Below are 14,052 nucleotides of genomic sequence, written 5' to 3' on the forward strand. Positions count from 1 at the left end.
GCCTGTCCGGACAGGCGGGGACGGCACCGTCCGTTTCCCCGCACATGCCCGACCCCCGACCCGACGTTCCGACGGGAGCTCCGACTTGCCCCGCCGCCCCACCGGCTGGACCCTCGCACTCGGCATCGCCCTGCCGGTCGGGGCCGCCACCACGCTCGCCCTGCCCGCCGCCCTCGCCGCGGCCGTCGACGCCGCCCTCGGCCACCGGCCCGAGTCCGGCGCCTTCGTGCGGCTCGCCCTCGTCCTGGGCGTGGCCGCCGCGGCCGACGCCACCGCCGCCGCGGCCGCCCCGGCCTGCTCCGCCGAGGCCACCGCCGCCCTGCGCGGGCGCCTCGTCCGCCACCTGCTCGCCCTCGGAGCCGGCGGCCGGCTCCGCCACGGACCACCGCCCGGCGACCTCGCCGCCCGCCTGCTGGGCTCGGCCGGCGACGCTGGCGGCCGGCTGCCCGCCGTCCTCGGCGCGGCCACGGCGCTGCTCACCTCGGCGGGCGCGATCGTCGGGCTCGGGCTGCTGTCACCGTGGCTGGCGCTCGCCTTCTTCGCGGGCGTCGTCCCCGGCGTGGTGCTGATCCGGCTCTTCCTGCGCGAGGCCGGGCCGGTGTTCGCCCGCTACCAGGAGGTCCAGGCCGACCTTGCTGCCCGGCTCAGCGACGCCCTCACCGGACTGCGCAGCATCCACGCCGCCGGCGCCGAACAGCGTGAGGCGGCACGGGTGTTGGCGCCGCTACCGGACCTGTCCGCCGCCGGGCTCGCGCTCTGGGCGGCGCAGCGGCGCACCGCCTGGCAGGCCACCCTGCTGATCGCGGTGGTCGAGGTCGCGGTGCTCGCCACCGCCGGGGCGCTCCTCGCCGGCGGCACCCTGGCTCCCGGGGCACTCGCCGCCGCGGCCGGCTGGGCGGCCCTCGGCGCCGGGCTCTTCGAACAGGTCGAGGCGCTGGTCGCGGTGGCGCACGCCCGCGCCGGGCAGGCCCGGGCCGACGAACTGCTGGCCGTCCGCCCGGCCGAACCCGGCCGGGCGGCCCTCCCCGCCGACGGCTACGGGGAGGTCGTCCTGCGCGGCGTGGTGGTGCGCGACGGCGACCGGGTGCTGCTCGGCCCGCTCGACCTGACGATCCCCGGCGGCCGCACGGTCGCGCTGGTGGGACGCTCCGGCTCCGGCAAGTCCCTGCTGGCCGCGCTGCCCGGGCGGCTGCGCGACCCCGACGAGGGCGCCGTACTGATCGACGGCGTCCCGGTGGACGCGCTGGCCCCGTCCGAACTGCGGCACGCGGTCGGCTACGCCTTCGCCCGGCCCGCCCTGATCGGCCGTACGGTCCGCGACGCGCTGGCCGGCGCCGGCCCCGCCGAGGCGGCGGCCGCCCGCGCGGACGGCTTCCTCCAGCGGCTGCCCCGGGGCTGGGACACCCCGCTCGACGAACTCCGGCTCTCCGGCGGCGAACTGCAACGCCTCGGCCTGGCCCGGCTCCTGGCCCAGCCCGCCCGGGTCGTCGTCCTCGACGACGCCACCTCGGGCCTGGACCTCGCCACCGAGCACCTGGTCACCGAGGCCCTCGACCGCGCCACCCTCGGTCGCACCCGGCTGGTGGTCGCCCACCGCGCCGGCGTCGCCGCCCGCGCCGACCTCGTCGCCTGGCTCGACGCCGGCCGCCTGCGCGCCCTCGCCCCGCACGCCACCCTCCTCGCCGACCCCGACTACCGCGCCGCCCTGTCGGACACCGCCCTCCAGACGGCCGCCGTCTGATGGCCCGCCACCGCACCCCGCCCGACGGCGGCGCGGGAAGTCGGCCCTCTCGACTTCCCACGCAACCGCCCGCCCCGGCGCCCGGCACGAGGAGTCGGCATCGCCGACGGCCCGCAACAGCCGGAGCCCCGCACCGGCCCGGCGCGGGCCGACCGCCCGGCACCGGAAGTCGGCGTCGTCGACTTCCGGCGTCCGCCTCCCCCGGGTGGGTGCTGCTGTTCCGGCAACTGGCCGTCACGCGCGGGCCGCTGCTCCGGCTGCTCGGGTGGTCCGGGGTGGAGGCGCTGCCGCCGCTGCTGTCCGGGCTGCTCGTCTCGGCCGCCGTCGACCAGGGGTTCCTGGCCGGGCGGCCGGGGGCCGGGGTGGCCTGGCTGGCCGGGTTCGGCGCCTCGATGGCCGTCCGGGCGTACGCGGCGCGGGCCGGGTTCCCGCACCTGGCGGGGGTGGTGGAGCCGCTGCGGGACGCCCTGGTCGAGCGGGTGGTCCACAGCGCGCTCGCCCGGCCGTCGGCGGATCCGGCCGAGGTCGCCCGGCTCACCGAACAGGTCGAGTCCGCAAGGCAGTTGACCGCCACCCTGCTGCGCACCCTGCGCGGCGTCGGGGTCACCCTGGTCGCCGCCCTGGCCGGTCTGGCGCTGCTGGCGCCCGTCGTCCTGCCGCTGGTCCTGCTGCCGCTGCTCGCCGCCGGGTTCCTCTTCGCCCGTCTGCTGCGCCCGCTGGTGGCGCGGCGGCACGCGGTCGTGCTCGCCGAGGAGCGGCTGGCCGCCGAGGCGGGGCGGGCGCTGCACGGGTTGCGCGACGTGCAGGCCACGGGCACCCGGGAGCAGGTCGCCGAGGCACTGACCGGGGCCGCCCGGGCGAGCGCCGCTGCCTCCCGCGCCCTGGGTCGGGCCTCGGCCCTGCGCGCGCTGGTCGTGGCCCTCGGCGGCCGGCTGCCCGCCCTGGCCGTCCTCGCCGCCGCGCCGTGGCTGCTCGCCCGCGAGGCCCTGACCCCCGGCGAACTGCTCGGCGTCGCGACCTATCTGCTGCAGCAACTCGACCCGGCGGTGCGGACGTTGGCGGGTACGGTCGGCGGCTGGCTGCTCAACCTCGCCGTCGTCCTGGACCGCCTGGCGGCCACCACGATCGACCCGCCGGCGGACACCGCCCCCAGCGCGCTGCCGGGGAGAGCCGCGGGGCAGGAGCCGGAGGTACGGGTCAGCGGGTTGAGGTACGGGCACGGCGGGGCCGGGGCGCCGGTGCTGGAGGGGCTGGAGTTCGGGTTCGCGCCCGGGGAGCACGTGGCCGTGGTGGGAGTGAGCGGGGCGGGGAAGTCGACGCTGGCGGCCCTGCTGGCCGGGGTGCTGACGCCGACGGGCGGGGCCGTGTCGGTGGGCGGGGTGCTGACGCCGACGGGCGGGGCCGTGTCGGTGGGCGGGGTGCGGCCGGACGGGCTGGCGGGGGCCGCGCGGGCGCGACTGGTGGCGTTGGTGCCGCAGGAGGCGTACGTGTTCCCGGGGCCGGTGCGGTCCAATCTGACCTGGCTCTCCCCGGAGGCCACGGAGGAGCAACTCGCCCGTGCCGTCCGCGTACTGGGGGCCGATCAGGTGGTCGCGCGGCTGGGCGGCCCGGAGGCCGTCCTGCGCGATCCGGGCGTGCTGTCGGGCGGGGAGCGGCAGTTGCTCGCGCTGGTGCGGACGTATCTGTCGCCGGCGCCGGTCGTGGTGCTGGACGAGGCGACCTGCCATCTGGACCCGCATGCGGAGGAGCGGGTCGAGCGGGCGTTCGCCGCCCGGCCAGGGACTCTCGTCGTGGTCGCGCACCGGATCAGTTCGGCCCTGCGCGCGGACCGGGTGCTGCTGCTGGACGGCGGGCGGGGGGTGCTCGCCCGGCACGGCGATCTTCAGGTGCTGTCCCCGCTGTACCGCGAGTTGGTCGGTCACTGGCTGGGTTCGACGGCGGGTCGCGCGTCATGATCTCGATAGGATCTCGTCCGTTCCGGCCGTTATGGTGGCCGGGGCACGGGCCGCGATCACCGGCTGTGGCGCGTACCGAGCGCCCGATCGGGGACCCGACCGCGCGCCGCCAAGCGCCGGCCGGGCGCCGATGACCTGCACCCTCCGCACGGAAAAGACGATTTCTGATGTCCGACACCCTCACCGCCTCCACCGGACCCGCGGCCAACGGGACCGACGCCGACGAGAGCACCGCCGGGTACACCTCGTCGCACGGCCGGCACCGGGGCCGTTCCGCCGCCGACGACAAGCCCGAGGCCGACCCGCACGGCCGGCACCGCGCCGCGGCGGACCGGGGCTGAGCACACCCGCACCGGAAGGGCCCGTCAGGGGGAGCACCCCCCGGCGGGCCCTCGTCGCGTTCGGGCAGGGCCCGCGGCTCAGCGCCCCAGCGTCACGACCGTGCGCAGCGCCTCGCCGCTGCGCATCTGGGCGATCGCCTCGTTGACGTCCGACAGGTCGACGCGGTGGCTGATCATGCCGTCGAGGTCGATCCGCCCGGCCCGCCACAGGTCGACGACCAGGGCGATGGTGCGGGCCACCTGCGCCCCGCCGTAGAGCGAGGGCAGCAGGCGCTTCTCGTTGAAGAACAGCTCGCCCATGGTGAACTGCGCGAGGTCGTCCTGCGCGCCGGCGCCGATCACCACGACCGCGCCGCCGCGCCGGGCCGCGTCGTAGCCGGCCCGGACGGTGGCGGACCGGCCGACGGCCTCGAAGACGTAGTCGAAGCCGCCGCCGGGCAGGCCCTTCGCCGTCGCCCTGAGGTCCTCGGGGGCGATCGCCTCGGTCGCGCCGAACGCCAGTGCCCGCTCGCGGCGCGAGACGACCGGGTCGACGACGGTGATCCGGGCGGCGCCGCAGACCCGGGCACCCTGCACGGTGGCGACCCCGACCCCGCCCGCGCCGATCACCGCGACGGAGGCGCCGGGTTCGACCCGGGCGGTGTTGACGGCGGCGCCGACGCCCGTGGTCACCCCGCAGCCGATCAGCGCGGCGGCCTCGTACGGCAGGTCGGCGGGCACCTTGATGACGGCGTCCGCAGCGACCACGACCTCCTCGGCGAACGCCCCGGTGCCGTAGAACCCGGAGGCCTCGACCGCCGCGCCGCCGTCCTCGAAGCGGAAGCCGGGCGCGCCGAGCCGCCGCAGGCTGGCGATGCACAGGTGGCCGCGGCCCCGCTCGCAGTGCGCGCAGCGGCCGCAGGGCGCCATCCAGCAGAGCACCACGCGGTCGCCGGGGGCGAGGCCGGCCACGCCCTCACCGACCTCCACGACCTCCCCGGCACCCTCGTGCCCGGGGACGAACGGCGCGGGCTGCGGCAGGACGCCGCTCATCGCCGAGAGGTCGGAGTGGCAGAGGCTGGCAGCGCGCATCCGGACCCGTACGGCGCCCGGCCCGAAGCCGACGGCCGTCACGTCCTCCCGGACGTCAAGGGTCTCCTGGCCGGTCTTGTGCAGGACGGCTGCGCGCATGGGGCTGCTCCCGGTGTGCCTCGTGTGCTCGGTTCTCCACGGTCGGGCCCGATTCTGACACGGGCGACCCGACCCGACTAGAACACGTTCCAGGGCCGCTGTGGTCCGCCCCTCTACCGTCGAGTAGGGTCCGGGGCGAACGCGTTCGCGCACGTCCCGAGCCCGAGGAGCACCGTCATGTCCGACCTGCTGGAGAGTGTCCGCCCGGCGGCCGAGGTGCTGGCGGCGTTCGAGGCGGCCACCGGATTCATGCCGGTGGACGAGGGGCTGGCGCTGTACGCGGCGGCGGTGACGGCGGCGCGGCGCACCGGGCTGCCGGTGCTGGAGATCGGCACCTACTGCGGTCGCTCGGCGGTCCTGCTGGCGGCGGCCGCCCGGGAGACCGGGACGACCGCGCTGACGGTGGACCACCACCGCGGCTCGGAGGAGCAGCAGCCCGGCTGGGAGTACCACGACCCGACGCTGGTGGACCCGGAGGTGGGGCTGATGGACACCCTGCCGCGGTTCCGCCGGACGCTGCACGCCGCCGGGCTGGAGGAGTACGTGGTGGCGCTGGTGGGCCGCTCGCCGCGGATCGCGGCGCTGTGGGGCCGGCCGCTGGCCCTGGTGTTCATCGACGGCGGGCACACCGACGAGCACGCGACCGGCGACTACGAGGGCTGGGCCCCGCACCTGGCGCCGGACGGGCTGCTGGTGGTGCACGACGTGTTCCCGGACCCGGCGGACGGCGGCCAGGCCCCGTACCGGGTGTACCTGCGGGCGCTGGCCGAGGGCTTCGAGGAGGTCTCGGTGACGGGCTCGCTGCGCGTCCTGCGCCGGACCGCCGCGAGCTAGCGCTAGCCGCTCACCACCCGCCGCCCACCGCCCACCGCCCGATCCGCCGGCCGAGCCGCCGCCCGATCCGCCGAGCGGCCCCACAGTCCTGCACGGATGCTCTAACGTCGTGCCGGAGCTGTCGGGCGGAGGTTCGAACGGTACGGTGTCCGCGCAGCACCAGGCAGAGCATCGGCGGACGGTGGGGGCTAGCGGCACATGACGGACCAGCACAACACCGCTCCGGCAGTCTGGGACCCCACCGCGCGCGGCGGCGCGGGCGGCTGGGTGCGCGGCCCGCAGCGACCCGCCGAGCCCACCCCGGCGCAGCCCGCCCCCGCCCAGCCCGCCGCACCGCGCCCCGGGGCCGCACCGCAGGACGGGGCCGCGCTGCCGCCCGCCACCGGCGCCGTCGGGGACCAGGGCCCGCCGCTGGGTGCCCGCCCGTACCTGGCCGCCCCGAAGCCGCCGTCCGTGCCGCCGCCGGCGCCGTTCCCCTCCCACGCGTCCGCGCAGACCCCGGGGCCCGGCTACGTGTCCGGCGAGGCCCCCGGCCCCGGCTACGTGTACCCGCCGCAGCCGCCCGCCGGCCCGCAGCAGCCCCCGTACGTCCCGTACCAGGGACAGCCCGACTACCCCGCCGACTACCCCTCCGGTTACCCCGCCGACTACGAGGACCCGGACGACGGGGACCGCCCGAACAACCGGAAGGCACCGCTGCTGATCGGCTTCGCGCTGCTCCTGGTGGTGGCGGTCAGCGGCGGCCTGCTGGTGGCCGCCCAGAACAGCGGCGACAAGAAGGACCAGGCCTCGCCCGCCCCGCCGTCCGCCTCCGCGACGTCCACCGGGAACCCGCCGACGGGCCCGGCGCCCACCGGTACGGACGCCGCGCCGAACGGCGCCACCGACCCGGCCTCGTCCGCCGCGGCGCCGTCCCCGACCGCGAGCGGTGCCGGCGCCAACGCCAAGACGCAGGCACAGGCCCTGGACGGCCTGCTCACCGAGGGCGAGAGCGCGAAGGCCCCGATCGGCAGCGCGGTCGCCAAGGTGAGCAGCTGCCCGGCGAAGGCCGACATCGAGAGCGCGGCGCAGGTGTTCGACAACGGCGCCAAGCAGCGCGACGAACTGCTGCGCAAGCTCGCCAAGCTGAGCGCCTCCGACGTGCCGGGCGGCGCGGACGCGATGGCGTCGCTGAAGTCCGCCTGGCAGCTGTCGGCCGACATCGACCGGGCGTACGCGAGCTGGGCGCGAGCGGTCGCCGGCCAGGGCTGCTCGGGCTCGGCCCCGAACACCGCCGACAAGAAGCGGGCCGACGAGCTCAACCCGCAGGCCACCCAGGCGAAGAAGGACTTCGCGGGCAAGTGGAAGCCGATCGCCGACACGTACGGCCTCACCCCGCGCACCCAGGACAGGATCTGATCCACCCGTGACCGGCCCGAACTCCCGACCGCCCCGCCGTTCCACCCTGCTGCGCGCCACCACGGCGGTGGGCGCGGCCGTTCCGCTCTGCCTGGCGGGCTGGCTGGGCTGGCAGTCCCTCGGCCACTCCGTGGCGGTGGGCGGCACCGCCGCGCCGGCCACCTCCCCGGCCGGAACCGCCACACCGGGCACCACCACCCCGGGAACCGCCACACCGGGAACCCCGGCCCAGACGCCGACGACCCCGGTGCCCCCGACCACCCCGACGACGCCCGCCCCGTCGAACACACCCGCCCCGTCGGACGCCCCGGTCTCCCCCACCGCGCTCACCGGCCGCACCATCCTGCTCGACCCCGGCCACAACCCCGGCAACTCCGCGCACACCGCCGAGATCAACCGCCTGGTCGACATCGGCAACTCCCGCAAGCAGTGCGACACCACCGGCACCGAGACCAACTCCGGCTACACCGAGGCCGAGTACACCCTGGACGTCTCCCACCGGGCCCGCGCCATCCTGGCCGCCCGCGGCGCGACGGTGGTGCTGGCGCAGGACGGCGACCGTCCGTGGGGCCCCTGCATCGACGAGCGCGCCCGGGCCGGCGCCGACGCGCACGCCGACGTGGCCCTGTCGGTGCACGGGGACGGCGGTCCGGCGGGCGGCAGCGGGTTCCACGTGATCCTCCCGGCGAAGGTGGCGGCCGGGAAGGCGGACAACTCGGCGATCGTCGAGCCGTCGCGCCGGCTCGGCCTGCTGCTGCGCGAGCGCTTCCGCGCCGCGACGGGCGAGCCGTACGCGGACTACACCGCGAGCGACGGCCTGGACACCCGCTCCGACCTGGGGGGCCTGAACCTGTCCACGGTGCCGAAGGTGTTCATCGAGTGCGGTAACATGCGCAACCCGGTGGACGCCAAACGGATGACGGATCCTCAGTGGCGGCAGCGGGCGGCCCAGGGGATCGCCGACGCGCTGACGGCGTATCTGACCACCCGGTAAGGAAGTTGGGCCGGGGCGGCCGACGGCGTGCGCGCCGCCCGGGTCGCGCCTTTGGCAACGACTTCGCCCCATTCCCGGTCCCGCCGTGCACCGGCGGTGCGGTTGGGCCTAGGCTTCTGGTCCGTTCGGGAGTTTCGGCCGGTCAGCCCGACCGCACGAACCGCCGTCCACGACACGTCAACGAGGGGAACGTTAGTGAATCTGCGCGCTCTCACCAGGGGAGACGCCGCCGTCGCCGGCGCGGCCGTCCTGCTCTTCATCGCCTCCTTCCTGCCCTACTGGACGGTGGACTGCACCGGCCGGTACTGCGGCGACACATCGCAGAACGCGTGGAGCACCCAGCTGTTCCCCATCCTGCCGTCGATCTACCTGCTCGGCATCGCCGCCGCGGTGCTGATCCTGCTGCACCGCTTCCAGGGCGAGGCCGCGGCCGGGCGCCAGGTGCTCGGCCTGCGGCTGGACCAGTGGGGCATCGCCTTCGCCGTCGTCGCGCTGTGGACGGCGCTGTGGTCGCTGGGCGGCGGCCCGTCCGGCGGCAGCTTCGGGCACGGCTTCGGCGCCTGGCTCGGCCTCATCGCGCTGATCGTGCTGGCCGGTGCGGCCGCGGCCGCGCCGCTGGTGCCCGCGCTGAAGGCCCCGCTGGTCGCCGACCGTCCGGCGGCCGTCCCCTACCAGGGCGGCTACCCGGCCCCGGGCCAGCCGGTGCAGCCCGGCCAGTACGGTTACCCGGCCCCGGGCCAGGACCCGAACCAGGCCCCGGCGTACGGCGCCCAGCCCGGTGGCTACGGCTACCCGGCGGCCGGCCAGCCGCAGCCGGTGCAGGCCGGCCAGCCGCAGGACACGGCCGCCGCCCCGCAGCCGGTCCCGGCCGCGCAGCCGCAGCCGACCCCGGCCGCCCCGGCGGCCGACTTCGCACCGTTCTGGTTCGCCGTCCCGGCCCCGCGCTCGCTGGCGTCGAAGGACAACCCGGCGGGCGCCCCCGTCGGCGAGCTGGTGCCCGGCACCTGGTACCTGGCGGTCGAGCAGCGCGGCAGCGCGCTGGTCGCGCAGTTGCAGGACGGCACCGTCGGTCTGCTGGCCGACACCTCGGGCATCCAGCGCGGCTGACGCCCCCGCCGGTACGACGAAGGGGTGGGACCGGACCTCTCCGGTCCCACCCCTTCGCGTTGCCCGTACGAGCCTCAACCGTCGTACGGGCCTCAGCCGTCGTGCGGGCCTCAGCCGTCGTGCGGGCCTCAGCCGTTCGCACCGGCATCGGCCACGGCTACGGGCCTCAGCAGCAGTCCTGGACCACCAACCCGGCGGGCAACTGCTCCCCGCCGAAGACCGCGACCGTCGCCGGGTCGCCACCGAGCGCGGCGACCGCGAGCAGCAGCGCGCCGGCCGTCCAGGTGGTGCGCTCCTCCGGCCAGACGGCGTCGTCCTCGAAGACGTACCCGGTCCAGTAGGAGCCGTCCTCGTGCCGCAGGTGCTTCTGGATCCAGCGCAGGATCTCCACGGCGCGGTCGGAGCGGCCGATCGCCCAGAGCGCGAGGGCGAGTTCGGCGCTCTCGCCGCCGGTCACCCACGGGCGGTCGCTGACGCAGCGCACGCCGAGGCCGGGGACGACGAAGCGGTCCCAGTCCCGGTCGATCCGTTCCAGCGCCGCGTCGCCGCGCAGTCCGGTGCCGAGCACCGGGTAGTACCAGTCCATCGAGTAGCGGCCCTTGTCGAGGAACCGCTCGGGGTGGTGGGTGATGGCGTGCCCCAGCCGGCCGGCGGCGAGCTCCCAGTCGGGCTGCGGCTCCTCCAGGTACTCGGCGATGGCCAGCCCGCAGCGCAGCGCGTGCAGCATGCTGGACGAGCCGGTGAGCAGCGCCTCGTCGGTGGCGGTGCCGTCCTCGTCGAGGCGCCAGGCGATCGGGCCGCCGGGCAGCCGCTGGCCGACGATGAAGTCCAGGGCGCGCCGGACGACGGGCCAGATCCACTCCAGGAAGGCGTCGTCGCCGGCGCTGAGGTGGTGGTGCCAGACGCCGACGGCCACGTAGGCGCAGAAGTTGGTCTCCTTGGCCCGGTCGGTGACGGCGCCGTCGGTGTAGGCGGCGTACCAGGAGCCGTCCGGGTTCTGGGTGGCGGCGAGCCAGCGGTAGGCGGCCTCGGCGGCGGCGTGCTCGCCGGCGGTGTCGAGGGCCATGGCGGCCTCGGTGTGGTCCCACGGGTCGAGGTGGTGGCCGGCGAACCAGGGTATGGCGCCGTCGGGAAGCTGTTCGGCCAGGATGCTGCGGACGGTGCCGGCGGCCTGCTCGGCGTCGAGCACCCCGTCGAGCAGCAGTGCCTCGGGGACGGCGGCGGTCATGCGTCCACGCGCCCGGGCTCGGTCCGCCGCGGCTTGGACGCGTAGGCGACGAAGCTCTTGCCGATGACCGGGTTGAGCGCCCGTTCGGCGGCCTTGGTGAGGGTGCTGATTACCGGGGTGCCGACGATGTCCCAGACCAGCAGCTGGTGGTAGGCCTTGACCGGCAGCGCCTTGTCGTTGTTCACGCCGACCGCGCACTTGATCCACCAGTACGGCGAGTGCAGCGCGTGCGCGTGGTGGGTGCCGTAGGGCTCCAGGCCGGCGTCCTTGAGCTTGCCGAGCAGTTCGTCGCCCCGGTAGATCCGGATGTGGCCGCCCTCGACCTCGTGGTACTCGTCGGACAGCGTCCAGCAGATCTTCTCGGGCAGCCAGCGCGGCACGGTGACGGCGAGCAGCCCGCCCGGCTTGAGCACCCGGAACATCTCGTTGAGCACGCCCTTGTCGTCCGGTATGTGCTCCATCACCTCGGAGATGATGATCTTGTCGAAGTAGTCGTCCTCGAACGGCAGCGCCAGCGCGTTGCCCTCCATCGCGACCGCCGACGCACCCTCCGGGGCCTCACCGGCCTGCTCCATCGCGGCGAACCACTTCTGGACCTCGGCGATCTCCTCGGCGTTCTGGTCGAGGGCGATCACGTTGGCGCCGCGGCGGTAGCACTCGAACGCGTGCCGGCCCCCGCCGCAGCCCAGGTCGAGCACCCGGTCGCCGGGGGCGAGCGGGAAGCGCGAGAAATCGACGGTCAGCACTGCAGGGCTCCCATTCCTTTTGCTACCAAGCGGACTTGACGCCGCGTCAGTTCGATCCGCTACCGCTCCGCACCGGGCGGCCGGGGCCGCCGGGCGGGCGCCGCGCAGGGCGGCCGGAGCGACTCAGGGCACGTACCGCCAGCCCGGCCCGGAGCGGGCCCGGGCGCCGGCGCCGGTGGCGATCGCCGCCCGGTAGGCGTCGGCGGTCAGCTCGGCGGCCCGCGCCCAGGTGAACCGGGCCAGCACCCGCTCCCGGCCGGCCGCGCCGAGCCGGGCGCGCAGCCGCGGGTCGTCCAGCAGCCGGCCGAGCGCCGCCGCCAGCCGGTCCGGCTCCCCCGGCGGCACGGCCAGGCAGGTCTCCCCGTCCGGCCCGGCCACCTCGGGGATCGCGCCGCCGGTGGTGGCGACCAGCGGGGTGCCGGTGGCCATCGCCTCGGCGGCGGGCAGCGAGAAGCCCTCGTACAGCGACGGCACGCAGGCCACCTCGGCCGAGCGGTAGAGGTCGACCAGCTCCTGGTCGGTCAGACCGCTGCGGAACTCGATGTGGTCCGCCAGCCCGAAGCGGCGCACCGCCTCCGCCACCGGGCCGTCCTCCTTCTGCGGCTTGCCGACCACCACCAGGTGCGCGGGGCGCTCGGTGCGCACCTTCGCCAGCGCCTCGACCAGGAACACCAGACCCTTGAGCGGGACGTCCGCGCTGGAGGTGGTGACGATCCGTCCGGGGACGCGGGCGATCTCCTCGGAGGGCGACCAGAGCCGGGTGTCGGCGCCGATCGGCACCACCGAGATCGCGCCCGGCGCGGCGCCCAGGTGCTCGGCGATCTCGCGCTGCGAGGTGCCGGAGACGGTGATCACGTGGTCCAGCCGGGCGGCGACCCGGCGCTGCATCCGGGTGAAGGCGTACCAGCGGCGCAGCGACAGCCGCTTGACCCGGGTGGTGGCCGCGTCCAGCTCCAACTGCCGGTCCACGGTGATCGGGTGATGGATCGTGGTGACCAGCGGGAAACCGTGCCGGGCCAGGCCGAGCAGGCCGTAGCCGAGCGTCTGGTTGTCGTGCACCACGTCGTAGCGGCCCTTGTGCCGGGCCAGGTACTGGCGGGCGCGCAGCGAGAAGGTCAACGGCTCGGGGAAGCCGCCGGTGCGCATGGTGGCGAACTCCAGCACGTCCACCGGGCTGCGGAACTCGCCGCGGGCGGGCGTGCGGAACGGGTCCTCGGCGCGGTAGAGGTCCAGGCTGGGCAGCTCGACCAGGCGCACCGAACCGGGGCCGTCGACCTCGTCCAGCACCGGGTACGGCTGGGCACCGATCACGTCCACGTGGTGGCCGAGCCTGGCCAGCTCACGGGAGAGGTGGCGCACGTACACGCCCTGACCGCCGCAGAAGGGGTCCCCGCGGTACGACAGCAGGGCAATCCGCAGCGGCTGCGCGGTCATCCTCGGGCCCTCATCTCTAGCTGCTATTCCTGTGCTGCTGCTGTCTCTGCGTTGGCGACGGCGCTGCCGCCGGTCGCTAAAGTAGATCAGGTTTCAGTGGCTGTGGAACTCGTCATCGACCATGTGAACAATGAGAGACCTCGAAGATACCGGCCCGTAGCTTTCCCTCAGGAGCCAGGGCTGGTGATTCCCGCCACGCCGACCCTGCCGACCTTGTGGAGCACGCCGCCACCCACGCGCCCCGGGAGCACTCCTTGCCGCCGCCGACCACCTCCACGAGCCCCACCACCCCGCCCCCCGCGCAGCCGGGCGAGCCGCCGCTGACCGCCCGCCAGGCCGAACGCCGGCGCCGGATCCTGCGGGCCGCCACCGCCCTGGCCGCCCGGGGCGGGTACGAGGCGGTCCAGATGCGGGAGGTCGCGGAGACCGCGCAGGTCGCCCTCGGCACGCTCTACCGGTACTTCCCCTCCAAGGTGCACCTGCTGGTCGCGGTCATGCTGGAGCAGTTGCAGGGCCTCCAGGAGCACATCCGGCGCCACCCGCCGACCGACCCCGAACCGGCCCCGCGGGTCGCCGACACACTCACCCGCGCCTTCCACGCGCTCCAGCGCGAGCCGCTGCTCGCCGAGGCGATGGTCCGGGCCCTGTCCTTCGCGGACCGCTCCGTCGGCGCCGAGGTGGACCAGGTCAGCACCGCCACCGGCCAGCTCATCCTGGACGCCATCGGCCAGTCCGGGCCACCCAGCGAGAGCCAGCGCGCGGCCGTCCGGGTGATCGAGCACACCTGGCACTCCGCCCTGGTCGCCTGGCTCTCCGGCCGCGCCTCGATCGCCGAGGTCCGGGCCGACCTGCACACCGCGGCCCGGCTGCTCACCCTGCCCTGACTGGAACCTGTTCCTGCCCGGGCGGGAGGGGCCGGCCGCCCCCGGCGGTTAAAGTCGACGGACAGCACAACTTCATCCCGTCCCTCCCCCGGGGGAAGCCGGTGCGAATCCGGCGCTGACCCCGCAACCGTGAGCCCGGCCCCCGTGACGGCCCGGGCGAGTCGGACCGCCCGTGGAGGGGCGAGCGGCCAGCCCGGGCCCGCCACGCGCACCGCCCGGC

At 76.0% G+C, this 14,052-nt stretch carries 12 protein-coding genes and 1 riboswitch; of the genes, 8 read left to right on the top strand and 4 right to left on the bottom strand.

From position 1 onward, the window contains the following. Window positions 1-85: 85 nt before the first annotated feature. From AB0P03_RS11085 to AB0P03_RS11095, 3 genes are all read left to right on the top strand, one after another. Window positions 86-1,741, top strand: coding sequence for an ABC transporter ATP-binding protein (locus AB0P03_RS11085; protein WP_363628567.1), 1,656 nt, complete (start codon window positions 86-88; stop codon window positions 1,739-1,741). 209 nt (window positions 1,742-1,950) lie between these two features. Next, window positions 1,951-3,696, top strand: coding sequence for an ABC transporter ATP-binding protein (locus AB0P03_RS11090; RefSeq protein ID WP_363628569.1), 1,746 nt, complete (start codon window positions 1,951-1,953; stop codon window positions 3,694-3,696). Between the two features lie 167 nt (window positions 3,697-3,863). Continuing rightward, window positions 3,864-4,037 carry a hypothetical protein gene (locus AB0P03_RS11095; protein WP_363580823.1) on the top strand — a complete coding sequence of 58 codons (174 nt, stop codon included), beginning with the start codon at window positions 3,864-3,866 and terminating at the stop codon, window positions 4,035-4,037. Window positions 4,038-4,115: 78 nt separating this feature from the next. Here the strand turns inward: AB0P03_RS11095 and AB0P03_RS11100 are convergent, their stop codons facing one another. Next, window positions 4,116-5,207 (bottom strand): alcohol dehydrogenase catalytic domain-containing protein, encoded by a 1,092-nt coding sequence (locus tag AB0P03_RS11100; protein ID WP_363628570.1) that lies wholly within the window; start codon window positions 5,205-5,207, stop codon window positions 4,116-4,118. Window positions 5,208-5,384: 177 nt separating this feature from the next. Here AB0P03_RS11100 and AB0P03_RS11105 point away from each other — a divergent pair, with 177 nt between their 5' ends. From AB0P03_RS11105 to AB0P03_RS11120, 4 genes are all read left to right on the top strand, one after another. Beyond that, window positions 5,385-6,041 carry a class I SAM-dependent methyltransferase gene (locus AB0P03_RS11105; RefSeq protein WP_363628572.1) on the top strand — a complete coding sequence of 219 codons (657 nt, stop codon included), beginning with the start codon at window positions 5,385-5,387 and terminating at the stop codon, window positions 6,039-6,041. Window positions 6,042-6,239: 198 nt separating this feature from the next. After that, window positions 6,240-7,439, top strand: coding sequence for a hypothetical protein (locus AB0P03_RS11110; protein WP_363628574.1), 1,200 nt, complete (start codon window positions 6,240-6,242; stop codon window positions 7,437-7,439). A gap of 7 nt (window positions 7,440-7,446) precedes the next feature. Next, entirely contained in the window at window positions 7,447-8,433 is a 987-nt protein-coding gene (locus tag AB0P03_RS11115) for an N-acetylmuramoyl-L-alanine amidase (RefSeq protein WP_363628576.1), read from the top strand. Between the two features lie 195 nt (window positions 8,434-8,628). Next, a complete protein-coding gene (locus AB0P03_RS11120) occupies window positions 8,629-9,540 on the top strand; it encodes a hypothetical protein (RefSeq protein WP_363628577.1) in 912 nt (303 codons plus the stop codon). A gap of 166 nt (window positions 9,541-9,706) precedes the next feature. Here the strand turns inward: AB0P03_RS11120 and AB0P03_RS11125 are convergent, their stop codons facing one another. The 3 genes from AB0P03_RS11125 to AB0P03_RS11135 form a co-directional block, all read right to left on the bottom strand. Beyond that, complete coding sequence (locus tag AB0P03_RS11125; protein WP_350885009.1) at window positions 9,707-10,768, bottom strand: prenyltransferase; 1,062 nt, start codon at window positions 10,766-10,768, stop codon at window positions 9,707-9,709. Then, window positions 10,765-11,514 (bottom strand): methyltransferase domain-containing protein, encoded by a 750-nt coding sequence (locus tag AB0P03_RS11130; protein ID WP_363372252.1) that lies wholly within the window; start codon window positions 11,512-11,514, stop codon window positions 10,765-10,767. Before AB0P03_RS11130 ends, AB0P03_RS11125 begins: the two co-directional genes overlap by 4 nt. A 123-nt stretch (window positions 11,515-11,637) precedes the next feature. Continuing rightward, entirely contained in the window at window positions 11,638-12,948 is a 1,311-nt protein-coding gene (locus AB0P03_RS11135; protein ID WP_079135554.1) for a glycosyltransferase family 4 protein, read from the bottom strand. A 254-nt stretch (window positions 12,949-13,202) separates the two neighbouring features. On the opposite strand from AB0P03_RS11135, the gene AB0P03_RS11140 reads away from it, so the two are divergent. After that, window positions 13,203-13,832, top strand: coding sequence for a TetR family transcriptional regulator (locus AB0P03_RS11140; RefSeq protein WP_063351068.1), 630 nt, complete (start codon window positions 13,203-13,205; stop codon window positions 13,830-13,832). Between the two features lie 92 nt (window positions 13,833-13,924). Further along, window positions 13,925-14,000: riboswitch (cobalamin riboswitch) on the top strand. Window positions 14,001-14,052 lie beyond the last annotated feature (52 nt).

The organism is Kitasatospora sp. NPDC088779 (genome assembly GCF_040685395.1).
Taxonomy (GTDB): Bacteria; Actinomycetota; Actinomycetes; order Streptomycetales; family Streptomycetaceae; genus Kitasatospora.

Excerpts from the sequence above, each read along its gene's own strand:
- AB0P03_RS11105 (WP_363628572.1), top strand. The coding sequence starts at position 5,385 with ATGTCCGACCTGCTGGAGAGTGTCCGCCCGGCGGCCGAGGTGCTGGCG.
- AB0P03_RS11125 (WP_350885009.1), bottom strand. The coding sequence starts at position 10,768 with ATGACCGCCGCCGTCCCCGAGGCACTGCTGCTCGACGGGGTGCTCGAC.
- AB0P03_RS11095 (WP_363580823.1), top strand. The coding sequence starts at position 3,864 with ATGTCCGACACCCTCACCGCCTCCACCGGACCCGCGGCCAACGGGACC.
- AB0P03_RS11100 (WP_363628570.1), bottom strand. The coding sequence starts at position 5,207 with ATGCGCGCAGCCGTCCTGCACAAGACCGGCCAGGAGACCCTTGACGTC.
- AB0P03_RS11135 (WP_079135554.1), bottom strand. The coding sequence starts at position 12,948 with ATGACCGCGCAGCCGCTGCGGATTGCCCTGCTGTCGTACCGCGGGGAC.
- AB0P03_RS11110 (WP_363628574.1), top strand. The coding sequence starts at position 6,240 with ATGACGGACCAGCACAACACCGCTCCGGCAGTCTGGGACCCCACCGCG.